At 59.4% G+C, this 26,139-nt stretch carries 24 protein-coding genes and 1 tRNA gene; 12 read left to right on the forward strand and 13 right to left on the reverse strand.

What is annotated here, in order from left to right; genetic code table 11:
* The first annotated feature begins 29 nt into the window (after positions 1 to 29).
* The 7 genes from rsfS (at position 30) to BOSE62_RS13865 (ending at position 5,186) form a co-directional block, all read left to right on the forward strand.
* Positions 30 to 353, forward strand: a complete 324-nt coding sequence (rsfS, locus tag BOSE62_RS13835) for a ribosome silencing factor (RefSeq protein WP_159648058.1) — start codon at positions 30 to 32, stop codon at positions 351 to 353.
* A gap of 12 nt (positions 354 to 365) precedes the next feature.
* On the forward strand, positions 366 to 788 hold the full coding sequence (locus BOSE62_RS13840; protein WP_159647173.1) for a 23S rRNA (pseudouridine(1915)-N(3))-methyltransferase RlmH: 423 nt from the start codon (positions 366 to 368) through the stop codon (positions 786 to 788).
* A 5-nt stretch (positions 789 to 793) separates the two neighbouring features.
* Positions 794 to 1,990 (forward strand): murein hydrolase activator EnvC family protein, encoded by a 1,197-nt coding sequence (locus tag BOSE62_RS13845; protein WP_236554042.1) that lies wholly within the window; start codon positions 794 to 796, stop codon positions 1,988 to 1,990.
* Positions 1,991 to 2,117: 127 nt separating this feature from the next.
* Positions 2,118 to 3,482, forward strand: coding sequence for a S41 family peptidase (locus BOSE62_RS13850; protein WP_159647177.1), 1,365 nt, complete (start codon positions 2,118 to 2,120; stop codon positions 3,480 to 3,482).
* A gap of 9 nt (positions 3,483 to 3,491) precedes the next feature.
* Positions 3,492 to 3,977 (forward strand): disulfide bond formation protein B, encoded by a 486-nt coding sequence (locus tag BOSE62_RS13855; RefSeq protein WP_159647179.1) that lies wholly within the window; start codon positions 3,492 to 3,494, stop codon positions 3,975 to 3,977.
* Complete coding sequence (locus BOSE62_RS13860; RefSeq protein WP_236554043.1) at positions 3,970 to 4,509, forward strand: demethoxyubiquinone hydroxylase family protein; 540 nt, start codon at positions 3,970 to 3,972, stop codon at positions 4,507 to 4,509. The genes BOSE62_RS13855 and BOSE62_RS13860 overlap by 8 nt, the downstream gene beginning before the upstream one ends.
* A gap of 53 nt (positions 4,510 to 4,562) precedes the next feature.
* Complete coding sequence (locus tag BOSE62_RS13865) at positions 4,563 to 5,186, forward strand: hypothetical protein (RefSeq protein ID WP_201295684.1); 624 nt, start codon at positions 4,563 to 4,565, stop codon at positions 5,184 to 5,186.
* Here BOSE62_RS13865 and BOSE62_RS13870 read toward each other — a convergent pair whose 3' ends face one another.
* From BOSE62_RS13870 to BOSE62_RS13890, 5 genes are all read right to left on the reverse strand, one after another.
* Positions 5,187 to 6,959: a DUF885 domain-containing protein gene (locus BOSE62_RS13870; RefSeq protein WP_236554044.1), complete on the reverse strand. Its 1,773-nt coding sequence runs from the start codon at positions 6,957 to 6,959 to the stop codon at positions 5,187 to 5,189. It lies immediately after the preceding gene.
* A gap of 310 nt (positions 6,960 to 7,269) precedes the next feature.
* Positions 7,270 to 8,796 (reverse strand): PH domain-containing protein, encoded by a 1,527-nt coding sequence (locus BOSE62_RS13875; protein WP_159647181.1) that lies wholly within the window; start codon positions 8,794 to 8,796, stop codon positions 7,270 to 7,272.
* Positions 8,793 to 9,338, reverse strand: coding sequence for a PH domain-containing protein (locus BOSE62_RS13880; protein WP_159647183.1), 546 nt, complete (start codon positions 9,336 to 9,338; stop codon positions 8,793 to 8,795). The genes BOSE62_RS13875 and BOSE62_RS13880 overlap by 4 nt, the downstream gene beginning before the upstream one ends.
* Before the next feature lie 68 nt (positions 9,339 to 9,406).
* Positions 9,407 to 10,384, reverse strand: a complete 978-nt coding sequence (locus BOSE62_RS13885) for an NAD(P)H-dependent flavin oxidoreductase (protein WP_159648061.1) — start codon at positions 10,382 to 10,384, stop codon at positions 9,407 to 9,409.
* 90 nt (positions 10,385 to 10,474) lie between these two features.
* Positions 10,475 to 11,743, reverse strand: a complete 1,269-nt coding sequence (locus BOSE62_RS13890) for an aspartate kinase (protein ID WP_100093282.1) — start codon at positions 11,741 to 11,743, stop codon at positions 10,475 to 10,477.
* Positions 11,744 to 11,811: 68 nt separating this feature from the next.
* Between BOSE62_RS13890 and ubiG the strand changes: the two genes are divergently transcribed.
* Both ubiG and BOSE62_RS13900 read left to right on the forward strand, forming a co-directional pair.
* Complete coding sequence (gene ubiG / locus BOSE62_RS13895; RefSeq protein WP_159647185.1) at positions 11,812 to 12,540, forward strand: bifunctional 2-polyprenyl-6-hydroxyphenol methylase/3-demethylubiquinol 3-O-methyltransferase UbiG; 729 nt, start codon at positions 11,812 to 11,814, stop codon at positions 12,538 to 12,540.
* A complete protein-coding gene (locus BOSE62_RS13900) occupies positions 12,540 to 12,980 on the forward strand; it encodes a GNAT family N-acetyltransferase (RefSeq protein ID WP_159647187.1) in 441 nt (146 codons plus the stop codon). The genes ubiG and BOSE62_RS13900 overlap by 1 nt, the downstream gene beginning before the upstream one ends.
* A 71-nt stretch (positions 12,981 to 13,051) precedes the next feature.
* Here the strand turns inward: BOSE62_RS13900 and BOSE62_RS13905 are convergent, their stop codons facing one another.
* The 5 genes from BOSE62_RS13905 to BOSE62_RS13925 form a co-directional block, all read right to left on the reverse strand.
* A complete protein-coding gene (locus BOSE62_RS13905) occupies positions 13,052 to 13,723 on the reverse strand; it encodes a glutathione S-transferase family protein (protein WP_159647189.1) in 672 nt (223 codons plus the stop codon).
* Positions 13,724 to 14,059: 336 nt separating this feature from the next.
* Positions 14,060 to 18,586, reverse strand: a complete 4,527-nt coding sequence (gene gltB, locus BOSE62_RS13910; RefSeq protein WP_159647191.1) for a glutamate synthase large subunit — start codon at positions 18,584 to 18,586, stop codon at positions 14,060 to 14,062.
* Positions 18,583 to 19,281, reverse strand: a complete 699-nt coding sequence (locus BOSE62_RS13915) for a DUF2059 domain-containing protein (protein ID WP_159647193.1) — start codon at positions 19,279 to 19,281, stop codon at positions 18,583 to 18,585. The genes gltB and BOSE62_RS13915 overlap by 4 nt, the downstream gene beginning before the upstream one ends.
* A 1-nt stretch (position 19,282) precedes the next feature.
* Positions 19,283 to 19,846 (reverse strand): DUF2059 domain-containing protein, encoded by a 564-nt coding sequence (locus tag BOSE62_RS13920; RefSeq protein WP_159647195.1) that lies wholly within the window; start codon positions 19,844 to 19,846, stop codon positions 19,283 to 19,285.
* On the reverse strand, positions 19,843 to 21,297 hold the full coding sequence (locus BOSE62_RS13925; RefSeq protein ID WP_159647197.1) for an NAD(P)-dependent oxidoreductase: 1,455 nt from the start codon (positions 21,295 to 21,297) through the stop codon (positions 19,843 to 19,845). The genes BOSE62_RS13920 and BOSE62_RS13925 overlap by 4 nt, the downstream gene beginning before the upstream one ends.
* 268 nt (positions 21,298 to 21,565) lie before the next feature.
* On the opposite strand from BOSE62_RS13925, the gene BOSE62_RS13930 reads away from it, so the two are divergent.
* Entirely contained in the window at positions 21,566 to 22,360 is a 795-nt protein-coding gene (locus BOSE62_RS13930; RefSeq protein WP_159647199.1) for an undecaprenyl-diphosphate phosphatase, read from the forward strand.
* A 22-nt stretch (positions 22,361 to 22,382) separates the two neighbouring features.
* Here the strand turns inward: BOSE62_RS13930 and BOSE62_RS13935 are convergent, their stop codons facing one another.
* A complete protein-coding gene (locus BOSE62_RS13935) occupies positions 22,383 to 23,324 on the reverse strand; it encodes a complex I NDUFA9 subunit family protein (RefSeq protein WP_236554045.1) in 942 nt (313 codons plus the stop codon).
* A 250-nt stretch (positions 23,325 to 23,574) separates the two neighbouring features.
* Here BOSE62_RS13935 and BOSE62_RS13940 point away from each other — a divergent pair.
* Both BOSE62_RS13940 and BOSE62_RS17585 read left to right on the forward strand, forming a co-directional pair.
* Positions 23,575 to 23,661, forward strand: a tRNA-Leu gene (locus BOSE62_RS13940).
* A gap of 165 nt (positions 23,662 to 23,826) precedes the next feature.
* Positions 23,827 to 24,006: an Arm DNA-binding domain-containing protein gene (locus BOSE62_RS17585; RefSeq protein ID WP_328799783.1), complete on the forward strand. Its 180-nt coding sequence runs from the start codon at positions 23,827 to 23,829 to the stop codon at positions 24,004 to 24,006.
* Between the two features lie 236 nt (positions 24,007 to 24,242).
* On the opposite strand, the gene BOSE62_RS13945 is transcribed toward BOSE62_RS17585, so the two are convergent.
* A complete protein-coding gene (locus BOSE62_RS13945; RefSeq protein ID WP_159647203.1) occupies positions 24,243 to 24,842 on the reverse strand; it encodes a DUF1826 domain-containing protein in 600 nt (199 codons plus the stop codon).
* Positions 24,839 to 26,074, reverse strand: coding sequence for a GTP-binding protein (locus BOSE62_RS13950; protein ID WP_159648062.1), 1,236 nt, complete (start codon positions 26,072 to 26,074; stop codon positions 24,839 to 24,841). The genes BOSE62_RS13945 and BOSE62_RS13950 overlap by 4 nt, the downstream gene beginning before the upstream one ends.
* Positions 26,075 to 26,139 lie beyond the last annotated feature (65 nt).

Genomic DNA, 26,139 nt, shown 5'->3' on the forward strand with positions numbered 1-26,139 from the left:
CCGAATCAGACGCGCTCCACGCGCTTGTCATGAAATCGCTCGACGATGATCAGGCGCAGGATGTTGTGTCCATAGCGCTGGCCGGCAAAAGCAATATTGCGGACCATATGGTGATCGCCGAAGGGCGTTCGACCAGGCAGGTCGCAGCGATTGCCCAGAAGCTTGCCGAGCGCGTAAAAAAAGCGGGCGGCACCGCGCGAATCGAAGGCCTTGCCAATGCCGACTGGGTATTGATTGATGCTGGCGACGTGATTGTGCATCTGTTCCGGCCGGAAGTCCGCAGTTTCTACAATCTGGAACGGATGTGGGCTGTCGACGAGGAAGGCGATGCGGCGGAAGTCGCCGAAGCCTGATATAGCCGGGCGATGAGGCTGCATATCGTCGCCCGCGGCAAGATCGGCCGCAGTCCGGAAGCGGAGCTTGTCGACCGCTATGTGAAACGGATCGGCTGGGATGTGAAGATCAGCGAGCTTCCGGATCAGGGCGGCAAGATGCCGAAACTGCAGGGCGTAACCAGAATCATCGCCATGGATGAGACCGGTGAAAACTGGACGTCGAAGAAATTTGCCAACCTGCTGTCCACCTGGCGTGATGATGGCACGCGCGAAGCGCGGTTCCTTATCGGTGCCGCAGACGGCCTGAGCGCGGACGAACGCGCCAGCGCAGACCATTTCTTTTCCTTCGGCAAGGCGACCTGGCCGCATATGATGGCGCGGGCGATGCTGGCAGAGCAACTGTTTCGGGCCACCGCAATCATCGCCGGTCATCCCTATCACCGGGAAGGATGAGCAAGATGATACGTGCTGTCTTTGCCCTGATCGCCTTTCTCGGCCTTGCCACGACCGGTGCCGCGCTGCTTTCTGCGCAGTCCTCCGGGCCCAGCCTTTCCGAACAGCAACGCAGCCTGCTGACCGCACGCGAACAGTCCGAGCGTGCCCGCCAGCGGGCTGCGGCCTTGCGTCGCCAGGCCGATGCGGCCAGCAATGATGCCGACCGGATCACCGCTGAAGCCGCGGCGCTCGCTGCCCGTATCCAGTCCGCAGAGGCCGATATCAGAGCCGCCCGTACCCGTATTGCCATTGTCACCAAGCTCCAGCAGCGCCAGCGGGCCCGGCTGGCGGAAAAACAGGGGCCGATGATCCGGCTGACGGCAGCGTTGCAGATGATGACCCGCAAACCGACCGCACTTGCCTTGGTGGAGCCGCGGTCGCTTGACGAGCTCATCTACATGCGCTCGATCCTGTCTGCGGTGATGCCCGAAATTGAAAGGCGGACCGCCAGCCTGCGCGACGAGGTCAGGCAGGGTGAGGCGCTTCGGCAGCAGGCGGCCCGGGCGCTTGCCTCGCTCGACGAAAGCCAGCGTCGGCTGACCGAAAGGCGGCGGCAACTGGCCAGTCTCGAGGCCAGTGAACGGATAGCAGCCCAGCGATTTTCCGATGATGCCGGGATCGAGCAGGATCAGGCGCTGGCGCTTGGCGAGGAGGCGCGCGACATATTGGACCTGATGGACCGGATACGCGAAAGCGGAGCGGTGCGCGAATCACTGGCTGGTCTGGAAGGCCCCGTGCTGCGGCCCGGCCAGGGTGAGGAGCCACCGGTCGACCAGGCTTCGCCGGAGGGCGACCTTGCGAGTGCTTATCGCTTGCCGGTGATTGGAGATATTGTCACCGGCCTCGGCGAGATATCGGATAGCGGCTATCGCTCGCGTGGGCTTACCATTGCGGTTGATCCCGGCGCGCAGATTGTGGCGCCGGCAGCCGGCCGGGTGGCCTATTCCGGGCGCTACCGGGGCTATGGCAACATATTGATCATCGAACATGACGGCGGCTGGACCAGCCTGATCACCAATATGGTGTCGAGCGGTGTAGCGGTCGGCGACCGGGTGGGGCAGGGCGCTCCGGTCGGGCGGTCGGGTTCCGATGATCCGACAGTCACTATTGAGCTGCGGCGCAATGGCAGACCGATCGATATTGCCGCGCTGATTGGCTGAAAAAGGACTCAAGGACGCAAAAAGCGGCGTTGGTCGAACGCTTCCGTCATTATTGGTTAAGCTGCTTTGCTTTACGGACGATTCCAGCCTATATTTGGCGCCGATTTAGACCGACAGGACATTATTGATGAAAAAGCCCGTTTTGCAAGCCGCCGCTCTTGTGCTGACCGTCGCGCTTTTGCCCGCGACAACGTCTGCAATTTCGGCCGTCGACGCAAATACCTATCGCGAAATGGAACAGTTCATGAGCGTCTTTGAGCGGGTGCGGAACGACTATGTCGACCAGGTTGACGATGCCGATCTGATCAAGGGTGCCATCGAAGGCATGCTGGCCAGCCTTGACCCGCACAGCAGTTTTCTCGGCGCCCGGGATTTTGAAAATCTGCGGACCCAGACCGATGGGAATTATGGTGGCCTCGGTCTCTCGGTGACGCTGGAAGACGGTGCGGTGAAGGTCATCGCTCCGTTCAAGGACACGCCTGCCGACAAGGCGGGTGTCAAGGCGGGCGACTATATTACCCATATTGATGGCGAACTGATTTACGGTGGCACGCTGGATGAAGCGGTCGATGAAATGCGCGGCAAGCCCGGCGAGCCGATCACCATCACGATTGTCCGCCCCGGCCGCGACAAGCCGTTCGATGTTTCCATGAAGCGCGCGATTATCGATCTCAAGCCGGTTACCTGGGAAGTCCGGGACCAGATCGGCGTGATCAGCATCAACAGTTTCTCCAATGACACCGGTGCCGATGTTGCTGCCGCGATTGCCGGTATCGACCAGTCGCTGGGCAAGAAGCCACTCGGCTATGTGCTGGATCTGCGCTCCAACCCGGGCGGACTGCTTGATGAAGCGGTGTCGGTTTCCGATGTATTTCTGTCGCGCGGCGAAATCGTGTCGCAACGGGGACGCGAAAAATCCGATATCGAACGCTATTTTGCCAAGAGTGGCGATGCCGCTGGCGGGCTGCCGGTGATTGTACTGATCGACGCCGGTTCCGCGTCGGCTTCCGAAATTGTTGCCGGTGCCTTGCAGGATCATCATCGCGCGCTGGTAATGGGTGAGCGCAGCTTCGGCAAGGGATCGGTGCAGACCTTGCTGCCGCTATCCAATGACAGTGCGCTGCGGCTGACCACGGCGCGCTATTATACGCCATCGGGCAAATCGGTGCAGGAAGGCGGGATCGAACCGGATATCAATGTGCCGCAATTGTCCGACCCGGATTACAAGACCCGTCCGCGGTTCCGCGAATCCGACTTGCGCCGCCATCTGGTCAACGAGATCAAGTTGGAAGATGAAGTGCTTGAGGAAGACAGCAAGGATGATCCCCGCTTCACCCAGACGGCCGAGGAGCTGAAAGAGCAGGGCGTGGAAGATTTCCAGTTGCATTATGCGTTGCAGACCATTGGCCGCCTCGGACCCGACGGACTGAAAATGGCGATCAACAAGGCGGCGAAAAAGCCTGCCAAGAAAACTCTGGTCGCGAAAAACTAGGGCCGAAGGATGGCAAGTTTCCGCAACGCTGCCTTGTTGGCGTTCCTGCTGCCGGCGGCATTGCTCGGCGGCGCACTGATTGGCCAATATGGCTTTGGTCTCTACCCCTGCGAGATGTGCATGTGGCAAAGATGGCCGCATCTCGCTGCCATCATTCTTGCTGTGCTTGCGTTGATATTGCGCGACAGATCGGCAGCGCTTTTTCTCGTGATTGCCGCTGCAATCGCGATATTGGTCAGCGGCCTGATCGGCGGATATCATGCCGGAGTCGAATATGGCTGGTGGGAAGGACTGACCTCCTGCGCGACCAATATGCCGACCGGTGGCGATATGCTGGATTCGATCATGAATGCGCCGCTGACGCGTTGTGACGTTGCGCCCTGGACGCTGTTCGATATTTCGCTGGCCGGATTCAATTTCCTCTTGTCCGCAAGCGGTGCCGTTCTCATTTTAGTTATGCTAGCCAAACGACGAAAGGATGCAGGCCATGTCTGAGACAAAATTGGGACAGACGAGAGCCGATATCGCGTCGATGATCCGGGTCAATCAGGCCGGAGAATATGGCGCGGCGCAAATTTACAAGGGCCAGCTGGCGGTGATGGGCGACCATGCGCCGCAAAGCAGCGAAATCCACCATATGGCGGAACAGGAGCAGCGGCACCTCGATGCTTTTGACCAGATGATTACCGAGCGCGGCGTGAGGCCCACAATTTTGCAGCCCTTCTGGAAAATGGCCGGCTATGCGCTGGGCGCGACCACCGCCGCCATGGGGCCGCGTGCGGCAATGGCCTGTACGGCGGCGGTCGAAACCGAGATAGACAAACATTATCAGGAACAGCTCGATACGCTCCAGGCCGAAAGCGAACCCGAACTGACCAGTAAGATTGCGGAGTTTCGCGAAGAGGAATTGGAGCATAAGGCAACAGCGATTGCATCGGGGGCGGAAGACACGCCCGGCTATCCGGTGTTGAGCGCGGCTATCCGGCTGGGTTGCCGGGTAGCGATAGGATTGTCGAAAAGAATCTAGGGAGCGTAGACCGCTTCAGCACCGGTTCAGGCGGGTGTGAACAAAGGAACGATATGATGAAGAATTTTTTGCTCTCCTGTGCTGTGCTCTCCGCTACCGCTTTGTCCGCCGTACCGGCGCAGGCGCAGGATCAGGCAGGAGACCGGGTCAATCAACTGGTTATCTACGGCGATGACCCCTGTCCCCAGAGCAGCGAAGACGAGATTGTCGTCTGTGCGCGCAAGGACGAGGGAGAACGCTACCGCATCCCTGAAACATTGAGAAGCGGCAGTCTTGGCGATGCCAAGAATCAGGCCTGGTCGGAACGCGTCAGATCCTACGAATATGTCGGCGCTTCCGGCACCAGCAGCTGTTCGCCGACCGGCGCGGGCGGCTTCACCGGATGTACGCAAGAATTATTGCGTCAGGCCTATGCCGAGAAAGGCATTGATGACACGGTCAACTGGGGTCAGTTGATCGAGGAGGAACGTCAGAAGCGCCTGTCGCGAATCGACTCCGAAGCCGAAGCGGTGGAAGAGCGCTTGCTGGAAATCGAAGCCCAGCGGGAAGCGCGTGAAGCCGCCGCCGAGGCCGCCAGAGACCGGCTTGATGCAAGGGATGCGGATACGCTGGAAGCCACCGATGATCTTGCCGTGCCACCGGGGGCGGATGAAACCCCCGGTCCGGATGAAGAATGACTAGCTAGCCTTCCGGGCTTCAATCCAGCGGTTCACCTGCGCTTCGAGCATGTCGAGCGGCACCGCACCCTGTCCCAGTACCACGTCGTGAAATTCCCTCAGGTCAAATTTTGCGCCCAGTTCGCTCGTCGCTTTCGCGCGTAATTCGCGGATTTTCAGTTCGCCCATTTTATAGGCGAGAGCCTGACCAGGCCAGCTGATGTAGCGGTTTACCTCGGCCTCGATATTGGCCTCGCTGAGCGCGGTATTGTCGGTCATGAAATCGATCGCTTGCTGCTTGCTCCAGCCCTTGCTGTGAATGCCGGTATCGACGACCAGCCGGCAGGCCCGCCACATTTCATAGGACAGCCGTCCCATATTCTTGGCTGGCGTATCATAGAGATCCATTTCGATCCCGAGCCGTTCCGAATAGAGCCCCCAGCCTTCAACAAAGGCGGTGAAAAAGGCACCATGTTTGCGGAAGTCGGGCATATCGAGTTCCTGCTGCAACGCGATCTGCTGATGGTGACCGGGCACTGCCTCGTGCACGCTCAGCGCTGGAATTTCCCAGAAAGGCCGCTGGTCGAGCTTCGACGTGTTGACATAATAATAGCCGGCAATCCCGACATCCGGCGAACCGGGATTATAGTAAGCGGTGGTTGTGCCTTCAGCGGTTTCGGCAGGGATTTCCTTGATACCGTAGGGCAGGCGCGCCAGCTTGCCGATGATCGAAGGCATTTTGCCATCGATCATCTTGGTCACGCGGGCGACCTTCTCCATCAGCTCTTCCGGCGTCTTGGCGTAATATTGCGGATCAGTGCGGAGATGCTCGATAAATGCATCGCGGCTATCATAGCCGGCCTCTTTGGCCACCTCGACCATCTCGGCGCGGATTCGCGCCACTTCGCTCAGGCCGATATTGTGGATCTCGTCGGCCGACTTGTCCGTGGTCGTCATCTGGCGGATGCGGAAATCATAATATTCCGCGCCGCCGGGTTGTGCCGAGACGCCCGGTGCCTTGGCGCAATTCGGGGCATAATCTTCCATATACCAGTCGAGATGCTTCTTTATGGCAGGATTGATCAGCGCGCTGATGGTGACCATGGCGCTTCCCGCCAAGCCTTCAAAAACTTCGGGGTCCATGCCGTCCGGCACTTTGCGTTTAAACGGTTCGAAAAAACGAGATTCGCGCGGATCATCCGTGATCAGACCGGAGATGCTTGTTTCGTAACCGACCATCGACACACAAGGCTGGACATAGCCGCCGGCAAGGGCCTGGTTGGCGACTGCAATCGACTGGTCGTTGATCTTGGCATATTGCTTCAGCCGGTTGATATAGGTCTGATAGTCCTGCGCGTTGCGGAATGGCAGATTGTTCTGCATGCTGGCAAAATTCTGGTGCCAGCCGCCACGATTGGTGAAGTTGATGGTGCGCTGGCCATAGCTGTTCGCTTCAATCTGCTCAGCCAGCGAGCGGCGCAATATCCCGTAGTTGGTCTTGTCATCCTCGCTTAATGTCGCCGTGTCGATCGCGTCGAGTTGCGCGAGCCAGGCCTTTGCCTTGGCCACGCGCCTGTCTTCCGCCTCCAGACTGGCATCGCTGACCCGGCCGACAGGATCATCGACCCCGAGCGAGGAGGCAAATTCAGGATATTGTTCCAGCTGATAGGCCCAATAGGCGTCTACAATATCTTTCAATCCGGGATCCTGCTGGGCGATAGCCGGTGTTGCGAACGCCACAGTCGCCGCCGTTCCCATGGCCAATATCAACTTGCGCATCTTCTTCCCCTTCATATAGTCGCCAGAACTGACGGAGATTGTCATTTTCATAAAAGCAGAGACTAATCGGTCGCGTGGGCACAGGCAACTTCTTCTGCCCTATGGATTTGACCGCGTGCTAGGAATATTGGCGATCATTCTGATGCTAGGCTTAATCGCCGCTGTCCTGCGAGGACAGGACCAATGGGCGCAAATATCCTGGTCGGTCTGGGCCCATATAGTCTCGATCAGTCTTGCCCTGCTGCCTACCCCCGTCATGCTGTGGCGGCCGCACGGGGACCGGCGGCTGGGATGGCGCTGGTCGGTGGCTTTTTCACCTTTCCCTTCAACCGCTTGTTGGGCGGCTGTCTGTTCGGCTGAGCAACTGGCGGCGGAGATCGCTCGCCCGATCCAGGCCAATAGCCCGTATGGTCAACGGTGCAATCGCTGACCCGCCGGCGATACCGATGATGATTGTGGCGAGATCCAGCGGATGATCCCAAGGCGTTTGGCCGACATCAACCGTCTGGATCTTGCTGAGCGGTAGCACCGTCAATCTGCGGCGCCACCATCCGGACCGGACGACGAGCTGGCCGTCGCTCAGCGCATATTGATGCTGTCGCCAGTTGAGAAACAGGATGAAGCTGACCGGAATGGCCAGCAGCAGGAGCGTAGAAAAAGCCGGATGAACGGCGGATGCCGTCACGGCGGCAAGGGCGGCGGAAGCAAAGCAGATCAGGATTGCGCGGCGCCACCAGAGGGCAGGGTTGACCGGATGAAATTCCACGTCCTCTGCTGGTGGAGAGATATTGCACTGGCCCAGAATTGTGTCGATCTCTGGGCCGGTCGCGCAAGGGGCGGCACTATGGTCGGTCTCTCCGCTGGCGTCACCGGCGAGCGACTTGAATTTCAGATGATACCAGCCATAACGCTGGCGCACCGGTCCGGTCTGGATGATCGCTGCCTGGACCCGGTGGATCGGCATGACCATGTCGGTCAGGGTGAAAAGACCGCGCCGCCGCCGGAAACCGGCTTGCCCGCTGTCGACCCGGTCCAGGCGGAAGCCATATTCGCGGATGAATGTGCGAATGATCCCGCTGACAAATCCGACGATGATCAGCGAGAAAATGGCGCCCAGAACACCCGCGACCCGCATCCAGAAGCTCAGCCCGTCGATGATCTTCTGATTGGACAGAGCATTGAACCAGTTGCGCGGATCGAAAAAGTCGCCGGGGAGCAGGAAGTCGAGATTTTGCGCGAGGGCACCCAGAATGGCGAGCAGCACAAAGGAAAAGTTGAACAGTCCCGCGATGAAAATTCGGCGGTTGTCCATTGCGAACAGCGGGGGGGCTTCTTCGGTGGCATGCTCTTCGATCGAGCGTCGCGAGTCCACGTTCCGGCCGGCCTTGTAATCTCTGATCGTGTCGCGAAGCTCTTCTGCATCGGACCGTGTCAGGGCTTCCAGCTGGCCATCCTCGCCGCCACCCGAACCGGTTTCCAGCGCGACCGTCGCAAGGCGGAGCAGGCGATGGGGCAGCTTCTGTTCGAGGCTGACATCCTGAATGCGGTCAAAGGGAATCGAGCGGTTGTTGCGATTGAGCAGGCCGCTCTTGATCCGGATTTCGCGTTCGGTAACCTGATAGGTAAAGCGCGACCAGATCAGCGTGGTCACCCCGGTGACAAGCGCCACCAGTGCCAATGCGGCAAGCATCGTATAGGCGATATTCTGGTCGAACAGGCTGAAGTGGAGCACCGCAACAGCGACAATATTCCGTCCGATCATCGACAACGATTTCAATATGATGCTGAGCGGGTGCAGGTGCCGGAACGGCGCGCTGTCCTGCGCTGGTGATGTGTCTGCGGCCTCGTTCATATCATGTCTTGGCGGATATGGCCCTTGATCGTGTCGCGCATTTCCTCGGCATCGGCGGTGGCCAGGCCGGGCAAGGTGACGATACTGTTATGCGTTCCGGCGGTGTGCACGATCAGGGTCGAGAGGCCGAAGAAACGCTGCAACGGGCCTTGCGCGACATCGATATGCTGGATCCGGTTGAACGGGACGATCGTGTCGGTGCGCCAGAGATAGCCGCGGAGCACCCGCAATTGGGCGTCACCCATGTCATAGCCCCAGCGGCGGTAGATGCGGTGCGGCAGGATAGCGACCGTCAGAAAGGCAATGACCGCGGCAGGGACCAGGACCAATCCCGCCGGCATCTCGTGGTGCATATAGATCAACGTTTCGGCGACCGATGCGAGGATCAGCAGGATCAGCGCGCGCAGGATCATCTGGGTCCGGAGCAGATTCTCATGCGGTGGATGGAGCGGCGTCAGACCTTGATTATATCTGGGCGACAGAACGGAGTCCGGCGCGGTGGCGGGATCGGAACTGGAAGAATTGGAAGCATGTTTGGCCATGGGACTGATATGGCCGAACTGTGTTATCGAAGCAAGACAGATGATGCGTGATGCAGCACCATTCTGACCTAGCGGGCCAGGGCGGTTTCGGCCTGTTCGATCAAAGATTTGATAATTTCGGCCACGGATTCCTCGGTCTTGACCATGCCGACAGATTGCCCGGCCATGACACTTCCATGTTCAATATCGCCATCTATGACCGCTTTTCGGAGCGCTCCTGCCCAAAAATGTTCAATTTGTAGCTGCGCTTCGCCCATTTCTATCTCGCCCGAATCCAACAGTTTGGCGACTTCGATCTGCTTGCGGGTAAATTCTTCGGTGCCCTTGTTTTTCAGCGCGCGGACCGGGATCACCGGCAGCCGTGGATCGACCTGGACGCTGGTAATCGCGTCGCGGGCGTTGCCGCGAATGAAGGCTTTCTTGAAATCCGGATGGGCAATCGATTCATGGGCGCAGACAAAGCGCGTGCCGAGCTGGACGCCGCTGGCGCCCATTTCGAGATAGGCGGCGATCATGTCACCCGTGCCGATGCCGCCGGCAACGAAGACCGGCACCTGATCGGCGATTTCCGGCAATATTTCCTGCGCCAGTACCGAGGTTGATACCGGTCCGATATGGCCACCGGCTTCCATGCCTTCAATAACGATAGCATCGACGCCGGAACGGACGAATTTCTTGGCCAGCGCCATCGCGGGGGCAAAGCAGATGACCTTCGCACCGGTCTCCTTGATCGCCTCGAGGCTGCCCTTGGGCGGCAGGCCACCGGCCAGCACGACATGGCTGATCTGATGCTTGCCGCAAATGGCAATCAGCTCCATCAGGTCGGGATGCATGGTGATCAAATTGACGCCAAACGGCTTGTCGGTGCGTTTTTTCGTCTCGGCAATCTCGGTGTCGAGCAGATCCGGGGTCATCGCGCCGCAGGCGATCACGCCAAAGCCGCCGGCGTTGGAAATCGCGCTGACCAGATTGCGTTCCGATACCCAGGACATCGCCCCGCACATGATCGCGGTGTCGCAGCCAAGAAAATCGGTGCCGCGCTGCATCAGGCTTTGGAGATCGCTCAAGATAAAAGATCCTTATTCACAAATTTTGGTTCCGCGTGCGATGCCGCGCCGGATTTGGTCCGTTTGGCTTCAGGCCGCATCCTCTGCATCCAGCCCATAAGCCGTGTGCAACACGCGTAGCGCCAGTTCGGTATAATCTTCCTCGATCAGCACGCTGACCTTGATTTCCGAGGTGGTGATCGCCTGGATATTAACGCCGCGTTCGGCCAGTGCCTTGAACATGGTGGCGGCAATGCCGGCATGGCTTTTCATGCCAACGCCGACGACCGAAATCTTGGCGACATTGCTGTCGGGGATCAGGCGGTTGAAACCGATGCCCTCGCGGGCGCCTTCCAGCACCTGCATCGCCTGGTCGAGGTCGGCGCTGGGGACGGTGAAGGTCACGTCGGTCTCGCCTTTCTCGCGGCCGACATTCTGGATGATCATATCGACATTGATCGCGGCATCGGCGAGCGGCGCGAAGATATTGGCGACCGCGCCGGGCTTGTCGGGGACACGGGTCAGGGTAATCTTGGATTCATTCTTGTCGTGGGCGATGCCGGTAATCAATTGGCCTTCCATATCGTCCGTCTCCATTTCGTCTTCGCTGATAATCATTGTTCCGGGCAGGTCGTCGGCGGTCCAGTTGGTATTTTCGTCGGTGAAGGAGGACAGCACCTGGATGCGCACGCCTTCCTTCATCGCCAGTCCGACCGAGCGGGTCTGCAAGACCTTTGCCCCGACGCTCGCCAGTTCGAGCATTTCCTCGAAGGTCACGGTTTTCAGTTTGCGCGCCCGGGTCACGATCCGGGGATCGGACGTATAGACGCCATCGACGTCGGTATAGATGTCGCAGCGGTCAGCCTTGACCGCGGCCGCCATGGCAACCGCGCTGGTATCGGATCCGCCGCGTCCCAGCGTGGTGATCCGGCCATTGTCGCTAACGCCCTGGAAGCCGGGGATAATCGCGATTTCACCGCTCTGCATAGCCGTGGTCAGCGCCGTTGCGTCGATTGAATCGATCCGCGCCTTGCTGTGCGCTTCGATCGTATGGATCGGCATTTGCCAGCCGAGCCAGCTGCGTGCCTTGGCGCCCAAGGATTGCAAGGCGATGGCGAGCAGGCCCGAAGTCACTTGTTCGCCGGAGGCCACGACCACGTCATATTCCGCAGGATCGTAAAGCGAGCTGGCCTCGCGGCAGAAATTGACCAGCCGGTCGGTGTCGCCGGCCATGGCGGAAACCACCACCGCAACTTCGTGACCGGCGTCGGACTGTTGTTTGACGATCTGCGCCACCCGGCGGATACGTTCAATTCCGGCCATCGAGGTGCCGCCGAATTTCATCACTATGCGTGCCATGCTGCTGTCGCTAAAACTTTCGATAAAAAGGGCCTGAACAGGATTGAAAAGCCTGATAAAGAGGCGGCATGACAAAGGCAAGTAGCACAATCAAGCCCCAAGAAGCCGCACATTTCGGGGCGCTGGCCGCAGACTGGTGGGACCCGAAAGGCACTTCGGCCATGTTGCACCGGCTGAATCCTGTCAGACTGTCCTATATCCGTGACGCCATCGACCTGCATTTCCATTGCGACTCCAGCCTGCTGAGACCGCTTGCCGGCAAGGCAGCGCTGGATGTCGGCTGCGGCGCCGGCCTGCTCTGCGAACCGCTGGCGAGACTGGGCGCGCGCGTGACCGGTCTGGACGCGGCAGCGGAAAATATTGCTGTGGCGCGGGCACATGCCGCACCGCAGGGGCTGGATATCGATTATCGCAACGAGGCTGTCGAGGATTTCGCGGGGACAGATTTCGATCTGGTGACCTCGCTGGAGGTGATCGAACATGTCGATGACCCGCAGGCTTTCGTCAACGGTCTGGCCGGCTCGCTGGCCGATGACGGGCTGATGATCCTCTCGACTCCCAATCGCACGGCGCTTTCCAACCTGTTGCTGGTCGAGTTGGCCGAGCGGACCGGACAGATTCCGCGCGGGACCCACCATCATGAACAGTTTATCACGCCGGAAGAGCTGGAGACGCTGCTCAACAACGCCGGCCTCGAGGTCGTGGACACCAGCGGCCTGTCCTACAGTCCGTCGAAAGGTTTCGCGCTGTCCGACAATCTGGCGCTCAACTATCTGATGACTGTCGTCAAAGCCTGATGGTCGAAGTCCGGCCCTATGCCATTGCCGACAAGAACGCCTGCCTTGCCCTGTTTGACAGCAATGTCCCGGATTTTTTCGATCCGACCGAGCGTCACCTGTTTGTCGAATTTCTCGACCGGCCGAAAGGGCAGTATTTCTGCATCGAAAAGGACAGGCGGATTGTCGGTTGCGGTGGCTTTGCCAGGGAAGGGCGGGCGCAGGCGCGCTTTACCTGGGGCATGGTCGATCAAGCGCTCCACGGCGACGGACTTGGACGACTGCTGACCGAGCACCGGCTGCAGGAAATTGTCAGGTCCGGCGACTTTAGCGAAGCTGACCTATCCACCACGCCACGGATCGCGCCCTTTTTCGCAAAATTCGGATTTGTCGAAACCGGCCGGGAAAAAGACGGCTTTGCGCCGGGCATGGACAAGGTGTTGATGATCAAGACGCTTTAGGGTTGTCGTAACCAGACCCTGGATCAAGTCCGGGGTTGACGCTGCGGAACGCTATCGCATTCCGTGGCGCGTCAAAAATCCACTTTTTCATAATGCGGTGGCGGGGCGATCACTTCCATCCGTTCGGACAACAAGGGTCGGAAGGACGGGCGAGACTTGAACATGCTGTACCAGGCCTTGGTCTGCTCGTGACCGGTCCAGTCAATCGTCCCGAGATAATCCGCAACCGAAATCTGGGCGGCTGCCGCAAGGTCGGCGAGGCTCATCGTGGCCCCGGCCAGCCAGCTGCGATGGTCGATCAGATAGTCGACATAGTCGAGATGCGAATTCGCCCGGCGCATCGCCTCCCGCAGAACCTTGGCGTCGGGCGGCTCGCGCCGGACCAGTCGTTTGTGCATCCGTTCGTGCAGCATCGGCGCGGTGACGTCGCCGTAAAATTGCTCGTCGAACCAGGCGACCAGACGCCGGATCTCGGCCCGGTTGACCGCTGTGCCGTTGATCATCGGGACCTTCTCGACCGTTTCCTCGATATATTCGCAGATGGCGACGCTATCGACCAGATGGATGTCGCGCTCTCCATGTTTCATCACCGGGGTCCGGCCGGTCGGGTTCATCGACAGAAATTCGTCGCGCTGTTCCCATGGTGATTCGCGGACAAGCTCGTAGCCGACCGACTTCTCGCCCAGCAGCAAGCGGACTTTGCGCGAAAACGGACAAAGAGGGAATTGGTACAACTGCCACATGATATTGGTGTTAGGCCCGAATAGAGTTTTGGGGAAGAGCTTTGATGCAGGTTTCCCACAATGTCCTGCAGTGAAAGCTACGCATGGTTATTCAGTCTGTTCCATCAGACGATTCATTGTCCCGATCATGGCCTGCACTTGCGAAACAAGTACCGCAATCTGCGCGGAGATCGCGCCTTTCGGGCCTTCCCTCATTCGATAATATCGAAAATGTCAGGATCGGTCGTACCGGTCCGAACTCTGCTGGTGCAACGAAAATTGCCTGGTAAATAATTGTAACCTTGGTGCAGGCTAGTCAGGCGGGCAAATGGCGAGACGGTTTCCCGCCGGATCAACTCACTCGGCTGCCTCAATGGCTTCACCATCCGAGAGCGGATGCGCGATCCGGCTGACCATTTCCTTCGGGCAGACCTGCCAGAAGCGATCCCGCCAGCGGTCCCAGTCGCGCAATATCGCTTCCGACCAGTTGCTGTCGGTGGTCTGCTGATGCCGCTCGATCAGCGACCGCAGATGCGCTTCCCAATAGCTGCTGTCGAGTCGTTGCCAGATGATGCTCTCGCCATTGGCCTGCTTTTCGAAATCGTCTTGGATATCGAGAACGAAGGCCATGCCGCCGGTCATGCCGGCGCCGAAATTGCTGCCGACCGGGCCCAGGATGACAGCGTTGCCGCCGGTCATATATTCGCAGCCATTGGCGCCGCAGCCCTCGACAACCACGTCCGCGCCACTATTGCGCACGGCGAACCGTTCGCCCGCTTGGCCGGCGGCGTAGAGTTGCCCGGCGGTGGCGCCGTAGAGCACGGTGTTGCCGATGATCGTATTGTCCTGGCTCAACAGCGGCGAGCTCACCATCGGGCGGACGACGATCTTGCCGCCGCACAGGCCCTTGCCGACATAGTCATTGGAATCGCCGAACACTTCCAGCGTGATCCCCTGACAGAGGAAGGCACCGAGCGACTGGCCGGCGGATCCGCGCAGGCGGATATGGACATGATCCTCGTTGAGGCTGCGCATGCCATATTTTGCGGTAATCTCGGCGGAGAAGCGCGTGCCGACCGCGCGATGGGTGTTGCGCACCGTATAGGTGAGCTGCATTTTCTCGCGCCGCTCGAACACCGGCTTCGCGTCGTCGATCATTTCCGCGTCGAGACTGTCCGGGACTTCGTTGCGCGGCGTGTCGATGTTGAAGCTGCGCTGGTCGTCGCGCGCGTCGACCTTGGCGAGGATCGGGTTGAGGTCGAGATCGTCAAGATGCTCCGCGCCACGGCTGACCTGACGCAAGAGTTCGGTGCGGCCGATAATCTCGTTCAGCGACCGATAGCCGAGGCGCGCCAGGATCTCGCGCACTTCCTCGGCCATATAGGTCATCAGATTGATCACCTTTTCCGGCGTGCCGGTGAATTTCTGGCGCAGCTTTTCATCCTGCACGCAGACGCCGACCGGGCATGTGTTGCTGTGGCACTGGCGGACCATGATGCAGCCCATCGCGACCAGGCTGAGCGTGCCGATGCCGAATTCCTCGGCGCCGAGGATCGCGGCGATGACGATATCGCGGCCGGTCTTCAGCCCGCCATCGGTGCGGAGCTTCACCCGGTGGCGCAGGCCGTTGAGGGTGAGCACCTGATTGGCTTCGGTCAGGCCCATTTCCCACGGCGTGCCGGCGAATTTGATCGAGGTTTGCGGCGACGCGCCGGTGCCGCCGGTATTGCCGGAGATCAGGATGACATCGGCATGGGCCTTGGCCACGCCGGCAGCAATCGTGCCGATACCGGCCGAGGAGACCAGCTTGACGCAGACCTGCGCGCGCGGATTGATCTGCTTGAGGTCGTAGATCAGCTGGGCGAGATCCTCGATCGAGTAGATATCGTGATGCGGCGGCGGCGAGATCAGGGTGACGCCGGGCGTCGAATGGCGCAGCTTGGCGATAAATTCGGTGACCTTGAAGCCGGGCAGCTGGCCACCTTCGCCGGGCTTGGCGCCCTGCGCGACCTTGATCTCGATTTCCTCGCAGGCACCGAGATATTCGGAGGTCACGCCGAAGCGGCCGGAGGCGACCTGCTTGATCGGGCTGGAAGCATTGTCGCCATTTTCAAACGGCGTGTAGCGGCGCATTTCCTCGCCGCCTTCACCGGAGACGGATTTCGCGCCGATCCGGTTCATTGCGATGGCCAGCGTCTCGTGCGCTTCCGGGCTGAGCGCGCCGAGGCTCATGCCCGGCGTGTTGAACCGCTTGCGGACTTCGGTGATCGCCTCGACCTCGTCGATCGGGACGGGTTCCGGCGCATAGTTGAACTCCATCAGATCGCGCAGATAGATCGGCTCCATTTCGCGCACCGCCTGCGAAAATTGGAGATAGGAAGAATAGCTGTCCTGGGCGACGGCGGTCTGCAGCAGATGCATCATATGTGCGCTATAGGCATGGGCTTCGCCGCCATCGCGCTGCTTGTAGAAGCCGCCAACCGGCAGGCGCACGACCGCCGGCTCGAAGGCCGCTTCATGCTTGTCCTGCGCATTGATGAACAGGGAAGCATAGCCTTCGCCGGAAATCTTGGTCGGCATGCCGGGGAAGAGATCGTTGCACAATGCGCGGGACAGGCCCACGGCTTCGAAATTATAGCCGCCGCGATAGCTGGAGATGACCGCGATGCCCATTTTCGACATAATCTTTAGCAGGCCGTCGTCGACCGCTTGCTTGTGCCGCGCGAGGCACTCGTCCAGCGTCAGCTCAGCAAACAGGCCGCGGGCGTGGCGGTCGGTAATAGCCGCTTCTGCCATATAGGCGTTCACGGTGGTTGCGCCGACACCGATCAGCACCGCGTAGCAATGGGTGTCGAGACATTCGGCCGCGCGGACGTTGACCGAGGCATAGGAGCGCAGACCCTTGCGGACCAGATGCGTGTGCACCGCCGCGGTCGCGATCACCATCGAAATGGCCATCCGGTCCTCGTCAATATCCTCGTCGGTCAGGAAAATCTCGGTCTTGCCGGCGCGCACCGCCTGTTCCGCCTCGGAGCGGATCCGGGCGAGCGCATCGCGCAGCTCGATCGCCCCGCCGCTGGTGCTCATGGTGCAGTCGATCTGCGCCACCGCGTCGCCAAAGCCGAGCTTCAGCCGCTCCCACAGGGCGCAGCTGAGTACCGGACTTTCCAGCACCATCACGTCCTCGTTCTGGCTGTCCTGTTCGAGAATATTGGCGAGGTTGGAAAAGCGCGTGCGCAGGCTCATCACATGGCGTTCGCGCAGGCTGTCGATCGGCGGGTTGGTGACCTGTGAGAAATTCTGCTTGAAGAAATGGCTGATCTGGCGCGGCTTGACGCTGATCACCGCGAGCGGCGTATCATCGCCCATCGAACCGATTGCTTCCTTGGCGTCCTCGACCATCGGCGCGAGGATCATTTCCATGTCCTCCAGCGTATGGCCGGCCGCGGTCTGGCGGCGGATCAGTTCTTCCCTGGAATAGCCCATGCCGGAATTTTCCGGAGCGGGCGGCAGATCGTCGACGGTCAGGAATCCCTTGACCAGATCGGCATAGGGCTCTTCCGCCGCGATCCGGTCCTTGAGCTCGCGGTCCTTGAACAGGGCGCCTTCGTCGAGATCGACGGCGATCATCTGGCCCGGGCCAAGACGGCCTTTTTCGATGACCTGGCTTTCCGGAACCACGACCATGCCGGATTCCGAGCCGATGATCAGCAGATTGTCGGCGGTGACCGAATAGCGCAGCGGACGCAGAGCGTTGCGGTCGACCCCGGCAACGGCCCAGTGGCCGTCGGTCATCGCCAGCGCCGCCGGTCCGTCCCACGGCTCCATGACGCTCGCCATATATTCGTACATCGCCTGATGGGCGGGATCGATATCCGGGTTGTTCTGCCAGGCTTCGGGGACCAGCATGATCTTCGCGGTCGGTGCATCGCGGCCGGAGCGGCAGATGGTCTCGAACACCGCGTCGAGAGCGGCAGTGTCGGAAGAACCCGCCGGGATCACCGGCTTGATATCCTCGCTGTGATCACCAAAGGCGAGGCTCGCCATCTTGATCTCGTGGCTCTTCATCCAGTTCTTGTTGCCGCGGATAGTATTGATCTCGCCATTATGGGCGAGACAGCGGAACGGCTGGGCCAGCCACCATTGCGGGAATGTATTGGTGGAATAACGCTGATGGAAAATCGCCACCCGGCTTTCGAACCGTTCGTCGGTCAGGTCGGGATAGAAGACCGACAGCGATTCGGCGAGGAACAGCCCCTTGTAGATGATCGAGCGGCAGGACAGGCTGCAGATGTAGAAATCCTGAATCTGCGCCGCGATCACCTTCTTCTCGATCCGGCGGCGGATGAGATAGAGATTCTTCTCGAACTCACGCGCGTCCTGCCGGTCCGGCATCGGGCCGGCGATCATGATCTGCTCGATCTCGGGGCGGGTGTTCTGGGCTTTCTGGCCGATCACCGAAACATCCACCGGCACCTGGCGCCAGCCGTAGATCGTATAGCCGGATTCGATGATTTCCGCCTCGACAATGGTGCGGCACATTTCCTGGGCATTGAGGTCGGTGCGCGGCAGGAAGATCATCCCCACGGCGAGCCGGTTGGGGCGGACCTTGTGGCCGCTGTCGGCAATCGCGTCATCAAAAAACCGCTCGGGCAGATCGACGTGCAGGCCGGCCCCGTCGCCGGTCTTGCCATCGGCATCGACCGCGCCCCGGTGCCAGACCGCTTTCAGCGCATCAATCGCCGAGGAGACAACCCGCCGCGACGGCTTGCCGTCGGTCGCCGCAACCAGTCCGACACCGCAGGCGTCGCTCTCGAATTCCGGCCGGTACATGCCATCGCGGGCGAGCCGTTCATGTTCGGAAGTGGGATATTGGTGGGTCATTCGTCTTCAACCTCCGGGCTTGCCGAGGACACGGCCCCGACCGGAGGGAGATGGGCGGTCGCTTCCTCGACCTTTTTCATGATCGCGGGCATGGCCTGCATCATCTCCGGCACAAAGCTCATCATCGATTGCATCATTTCCGGATCGACAAAGACCATCATATAATCGCGCGCGAAGGCGCTACCGGTTTCGGTGGCGAAAAAGGCATTCATCTCGCCAAGTTGGTCTGCCGTGAATTTCCGGGCGTAGATACTGGCAAGTGTTTCGCGGAGCGCCGGCTCCATGCTGGTCATCAGGTCGACCATCTCATTGGTCATGACCCGGGTCGATATCTGCATCCGCTCCCGAAAATGCGGGTCTCTTTCCAGCATCATGTCATTGATCGACGCATCACCCAGATCATCAAGCTCCGGATCGTCAACGCCCATGCCTTTCATGGTCTCTGCCATCGGCTGGTCAAAGCTCTGGCTTATGATGCTGTCCATCATCTGGTCCATCGTGCCCTTCATCATCCGCTCGTAGGTGCCGAGCGGAAAAAGATAGTCGACCGTGACCTTGGCAGCGGTGAGACGGGCAGGGTCGACCGGAAGCTCTTGACCGGTTGGCTGTGGAGCCGGGGATTCGTCCTGTGCCAGCAGCGGGCTGGCGATAATGATGGCTGCGCCGGCAGCGGCGGCTTTGAACATTCCTAGCATGTCAAGATGTCTCCGTAGCAAGAAGGTCGGACAGATATTGTTCCATGACCGCCTTCATGCGGTGTTCGATACCTGGCTGGTACTTGCGCATATTGTCCATACCAATCGTCATCAGTTCCGTTTGCAGTTCTGGTCCGATGGTCAGCGATTTCCGCATCACAGGATCACGATATATTTCGGTCAGTCGGTCAAGTTCGCTCGCCGAAAAATAGCGGGCATAGACAAGGCCGGCTTCGATCCTGCTATCCCGGGTAAACTCTTCCACGAGCTGATCCATCTCTTCGGCAAATGCAGCGCGCAGTTTCTGCTTCAGCTCATCGTCCAGTTCGACCCCTTCTCTTTTCATGCTTTGCAAGAGCATTTCGTCGAAGACCATAAGGCTCATCGGGCCTATTGTTGCCTTGAGCTGTTCATCATATCCCGTGCTGTCGAGCAGCCGGTAACTCGCCTCCACGGCGGCTTCGGTAGTGGAATTGTCTGTCGGAAACTGCTGGTCCGGGCTTTGGCCATGGGCGGGCGCAGACAGGATCAAGGCCAGACCGACAAGGAGCGGGCGTGTCATCATGCTGCCTCCTTTTCAGCCAGTTTTTTCGCTTTCAGGTACCGATGCATATGTTCGGTCACATCGCGACCGTCCCTGATACCCCAAACAACCAGGCTGGCGCCGCGGACGATGTCGCCCGCGGCGAAAACGCCTTCGAGATTGGTCATCATTGATTTGTGATCGACCCGCAAAGTGCCCCAGCGGGTAACCGACAGGTCCGGGCAGTCAAACAGGGTCGGCAATTCTTCCGCGTCAAAGCCCAGAGCCTTGATCACCAGATCGGCCTCGACCGTAAAGTCGCTGTCCGGTTCTACTTCAGGCGAGCGACGGCCGCTGGCATCGGGCGCGCCGAGCCGCATGCGGTTCGCCCGGACCGCGGTCACATGATCGGTGCCCTCGACCGCCTTCGGTGCTGACAGCCAGACAAATTCGACGCCCTCTTCCTCGGCATTGCGCACTTCGTTCTGCGAACCTGGCATGTTGGCACGGTCGCGGCGGTAGAGACATTTGACCGATGTCGCGCCCTGCCGGATCGAGGTGCGAACGCAGTCCATCGCCGTGTCACCGCCACCGATGACAACAACATTCTTGCCCTGCGCGTTGAACCGCCCATTATCGAAATCGGGCACATCATCGCCAAAGCTCTTGCGGTTGGAGGCGATCAGGAAATCGAGCGCTTCCTCGACGCCCGGCGCGCCGACGCCCGGCATCTGGATTTCGCGCGCCTTGTAGACGCCGGTCGCGATCAGGATCGCGTCATGTTTCTCGCGCAATTCTTCCAGCGTGGCATCGCGGCCAACTTCGAAATTTTCGTGGATATGAATGCCACCGTCTTTCAGTCGCTGCACCCGCCGCATGATCACATGCTTTTCCAGCTTGAAGCCGGGTATGCCGTAGGTCAGCAGCCCACCGGCGCGGTCGTGCCGGTCATAGACATGCACATCATAGCCGGCGACGCGCAGATATTCCGCCGCGGTCAGGCCGGCCGGTCCGGCGCCGATGATGCCGACCGACTGGCCCGTTGGCCGACCGGGTTGTAGCGGCTCGACCCAGCCTTCTTCCCAGGCCGTGTCGGTGATATATTTTTCCACCGAGCCGATGGTAACGGCGCCATGACCGGAAAACTCGATCACGCAATTGCCCTCGCACAGGCGGTCCTGCGGACAGATGCGGCCACAGATTTCCGGCATGGTCGAGGTCAGGTTGGACATTTCATAGGCTTCGCGCAGCCGGCCTTCCGCGGTCAGGCGGAGCCAGTCGGGAATATGATTGTGCAACGGGCAGTGGACCGAACAGTAAGGCACGCCGCATTGCGAGCATCGGGCGGCCTGTTCCGCCGCCTTCTCGGGTGCGTAGCGGTCGGCAATTTCCCGGAAATCTTCCGCGCGCAGATCGGCGTTGCGTTTCTCGGGATAGGCCTGGCCCTCCTCGACGAATTTCAGCATTTCCAGTTTCTGCGGGGCTTTTGCCATGCCAGATACCCGTTTCCCGTAAATTTTGAGTGTCGCAACAGCCCGCTCGCCGGGATGTTGCGGCTGAACTAGCTAAAAAAACGGCGGGAGTCACGCGCAAATTGCAATAAAGGACAGACATTCTGTCTTATATTATGATTAAACCGTTCGCGCCGATAAAGAAAAATATGTCTTTTTCGATAAATGGTATCAATACGGACCTATATTTTCCTCACGACAAGCAGATATTGAAGAGCTATTGAACGGAAAATAAAAATACAGGCTGTCCATGACCTTCATTCAAATGCTGCTTCTCGCGATCGTGCAGGGCGTTACCGAATTTCTTCCGATATCTTCCTCCGGCCATTTGATCCTGCTGCCGGTCTTCACCGGCTATGCCGATCAGGGGCCGATGATCGACATCGCCGTACACGTCGGCTCGCTGCTCGCGATCATCACTTATTTCTTCAAGGATGTCTGGTCGCTCGGCAAGGGCGGTCTCGCCACCATCGGCATCGGCCAGGCGCCGGCGGAGAAGCGATTGTTCTGGTGGATCATCCTCGGCACCATACCCGCCGTCATAGTCGGCCTGTTTCTGAAGACCGGCGGCTATCTGGACGGGTTCCGCAGCACCACGCTGGTTGCGGTCAATCTGATCGTTTACGGCGTGCTGCTGGGCATCGCCGATCGTTTCGGGCGGCAGGTCAAATCGTTCGAGCAGTTGACGCTGAAGGACGGCATCATCGTCGGTCTGGCCCAGGCTCTGGCGCTGGTACCGGGCACCAGCCGTTCCGGGGTGACCATGACGGCGGCCCGCTTTCTCGGCTATACCCGGGTCGAAGCGGCGCGCTTTTCCTTTCTGCTGTCGATACCGGCGGTGGCCGGTGCCGGCGTGCTGATCATTCCTGACCTGATGGGAGCGAGCACCGAATTGCTCAAGGAAGCGCTGATCACCGGCGCGCTGACCTTTCTGGCGGCGCTGGCGACGATGACCTTCCTGATGCGCTTTCTGCGCAAGGCCTCGATGATGGTCTTTGTCGTCTACCGGGTGGCGATGGGCATCGCGCTGCTGGCGCTATTCTAGGTCCGCCCTTTTCTTACAATAGCTAGCTGGCCTTGGCGCGGGCGCCGAAGCGGCCGTGCGCGGTATATTTTTCCATCCAGCCATTGGCTAACGCTGCAATCGGCGTCGGTGCCACGCCGAAACGGTCGAGCCCGTTGGCGCCTTCCGCTACGACATTGTCTTTCTGCAGCATCTTGTACTGGTCGGTGGTGATCGGCGAGGCGGGCAGCATGGCCAATATTTTCGCAGCGGCATCGGGCACGTCGACAAAGGTCCGCTCGCGTCCGGTCATTCTGGCGATCCGGCGGTTGAGATCGCCCATGCTGACCACTTCCGGTCCGCCCAGCTCGAACGTCTCGCCGGCAAAAGCTTCCGGATGGCTGATCGCCTCGGCTGCCGCGTCAGCAACATCGCCGGCGAAGATGGGCTGGAATTTTGTATTACTCCCGATAACCGGCACGACGGGCAGCATCTGGATCATCGCAGCAAAGCGGTTGATGAACTGGTCTTCCCGTCCGAAGATAATGGACGGCCGGAAAATGATCGCCTCGGGAAAGGCTTTCAACACGGCCTGTTCGCCGTCGCCTTTGCTTTTGCCATAGCGCGAAGGTGATTGAGTGTCGGCGCCGATGGCCGACAGGTGCAGCAGCGTCCGGCATCCTGCGCGGGCTGCGGCTTCGGCAACATTGCGCGCGCCCGCGACATGGACCGCCTCGAAATTGCCGTTCAATATGCCGACCAGATTGACCACCCCGTCGCAGCCGTGCACCGCGCGGGCGACGCTGTCCGGCTTGGTGACGTCGGCGCTGATCAGCTGCGTCTGGCCGAGATTGCCGAGCGGCTTGATGTGCACCGCATTTTTGACATTGCGCTCGGCCACGCGCAGCCGCGCACCACGCTCCAGCAGCGCCTGCGCCACATAGCGGCCGAGAAATCCGCCGCCGCCAAATATGCAAATCAATTGTCCGTCGAGATCCATGTCCATCTTCCACTCGTGCTCTGGTTTCCAAATGCCTCTGCCCCAGCCGGGCGAGCGACGCAACAGGCGATTCCGGTCCGGCAATAGCATATTTCCCGCTGCCGCACCGCCCGCAAATGTCCCGCAGCACCCGGCCGGCACAGCGGCGGACGGCGTGTTTGCATTTTTGCCGATATGAATCATTGACAGCAGAACCATCCAGCGGCTAATCGGCCGCCTCTATCAGGTGGTATCGAGACGATCGCCGCCTGCATGGGCCCAGATGGCGGAATTGGTAGACGCGCATGCTTCAGGTGCATGTATTCGCAAGGATGTGGAGGTTCGAGTCCTCTTCTGGGCACCAGATATACGTTCGCAAGTGTTCGTCAAAGCTTGCTAGAATACCGTAAAACTGCTAAAAATACTCCTCAAATGACCGTTGGCGTCCGCCCGTGTTCGTGTGCAATCGCGATCTTTCGGGGGCCACGTTGGGGCCATTGCTATGCGGACCGATAGGAGTGGTCCCCAGATGGCATTGACTGATACAGCAATTAAAGCGGCTAAACATGGCCCGAAACCGATCAAGCTTTTCGACGAAAGAGGGTTGTTCCAGTTGCTTCAACCTAGCGGGGGAAAGCTTTGGCGACTCAAATACCGGATAGCCGGACGTGACAAGCGGGCATATTTGCGTGCATCACTTTCGTCTTGATCCGGATAACCATATTTGAGCCGGTAGTTAGCTGCGAGATTATCCGCAATGACAATGGCGCTGAAAACTCGGAGACGGACTGCCCTGCGCTACGCTCTGGTTCGGCCCGTGCATGGCTTTAACCGCAGTGCTCTTACTCGTGCACTGGACCAGCTACTGGGGGTTGGTCAGCTATGATTCCGTGCGGTGCAATCGGGCGATAGTTTCAGCATCGCGCAAAATTTTTCGGCACGCACCTATTCAGGATTGATCACCAGCATCAGCCGCTCCTCGCCAGTGCCTTCAATCGGCGGCGAGCGGTGGATGGCCGGGGCACGAGATGACCAGAGACGCCCCTTGAAAAGCGCTACATCGCCGGTTTGCATCTGCTGGATATTATGCGGCTCGCCACAATCGCAATCCGCGGTCTCGTCAATATCCAGCCATTGTGTACCCTGACCCGAATAGGTCGTGATCAGTCGCGCCTGGACATAATCGCTGTGAAATTTCTTGCAGGCATTGGTGGTGATATGCTCCAGCCGGATCTCGACGGCGTCGCTTTTCATGATCCCGGCAAAGCGGCTGGCCAGGCTGACAATGTCATCATGCAAGGCTTTTCGAAATCGGCCTTCTGCATAGCCCGCATCGGCCAGTGCATCGGCAAGCATTCCACCCAGTGCGCCGATATCCGATGTAAAACGGATATCGCTAATCTTATCCATATCGACGCTTGCCAGATCAATGGCGGGTTCGCGTTGCCAGAGGGCAATGGAGATATGCTCATCGCGGATGGCATCCAGGGCTTTGCTATATCCTTCAATCAGGGCAATCGAACGGCGTTTTGCATCGACGGTCATTCGGCCGGCTCCAGAACGGGCTGTGACCTTTCCCAGGCCGGGAAAGGGTCGGGCAGGGAAGACCATTGTTCCGGTGTAAAACCAGCGCTTGCCACCAGGCAGTCATCCAGTTCCCGGCGGATGCGCGCCTCTTCCATGCCAATGCCGATGAAAACGAGTTCCTGACGGCGGTCACCCCAGGCCGGGTCCCAGTGTTTCATGACGAACTTCTCGAAACTTTCTTCTTCCGGCCATTGGTTCTTGGGAACCGCTGCCCACCAGCGGCCCAGACGTGCGGTGATCGTCTGGCTACCGGCTACGGCCAGCTCTCCCAGAAAATCGGGGCGTGTTGCGAGCCAGAAATGGCCCTTGGCGCGGATCACGTTATCGAGCCCGTTTTGCGTCAGGAAGTCATAGAAGCGGGCAGGATGAAACGGACGGCGGGCGCGGTAGACAAAACTCTCGACACCATATTCTTCCGATTTGGGGCGGTGGCTGTCATGATCATAAAGTTCTTTTGCCCAGAGAGGATGCGTTTCCGCCTTCTCCTCGTCAAAAAGACCGGTGTCGAGTATTTCGCCAAGATCGACACTGGCATAATCGGTTTCGATGATCCTGGCATCGGCATTGAGCGAGGCCACAACCTGTCTGACTACCGCCAGTTGAGCCGCTGAGACTTCGCTCGCTTTGTTGATGATGACAACATCGGCAAATTCGATCTGTTCAACCAGCAGGCTGACCAGACGACGATCATCCCCTTCACCCGCGGTTTCGCCCCGGTCGGCAAGGAAGTCATGGCTGGAATAATCGCTGAGAAGATTGATCGCATCCACGACAGTGACCATGCAATCCAGTCTGGCTGTATCCCCCAGGCATTGGCCGTCCTCGTCGCGAAAGGAAAAGGTGGCGGCCACCGGCAAGGGTTCGGATACCCCGGTGCTTTCAATGACGAGATAGTCAAACCGGCCCTCTTCGGAGAGTTTGCGCACTTCCAGAAGCAGGTCATCCCGCAAGGTACAGCAGATGCAGCCATTGGTCATTTCAACGAGGGTTTCTTCGGAGCGCGATAAAGCGGCCTCGCCGCCGCGCACCAGATTCGCGTCGATATTTACCTCTGACATATCATTCACAATGACGGCCACCCGTTTGCCATCGCGATTGCCGAGAATATGGTTCAGCAGCGTGGTTTTGCCAGCTCCGAGGAAACCGGAGAGAACGGTGACGGGTAAAAGCGGGGTGAGAGCGGAATTCATCAAACTGGCCTCTTGCGAATCATGTAATGTTGTATCATATCATCTATGAACTAAGTTTGACCCTC

Source organism: Sphingorhabdus sp. 109 (assembly GCF_902506555.1).
GTDB lineage: Bacteria > Pseudomonadota > Alphaproteobacteria > Sphingomonadales > Sphingomonadaceae > Parasphingorhabdus.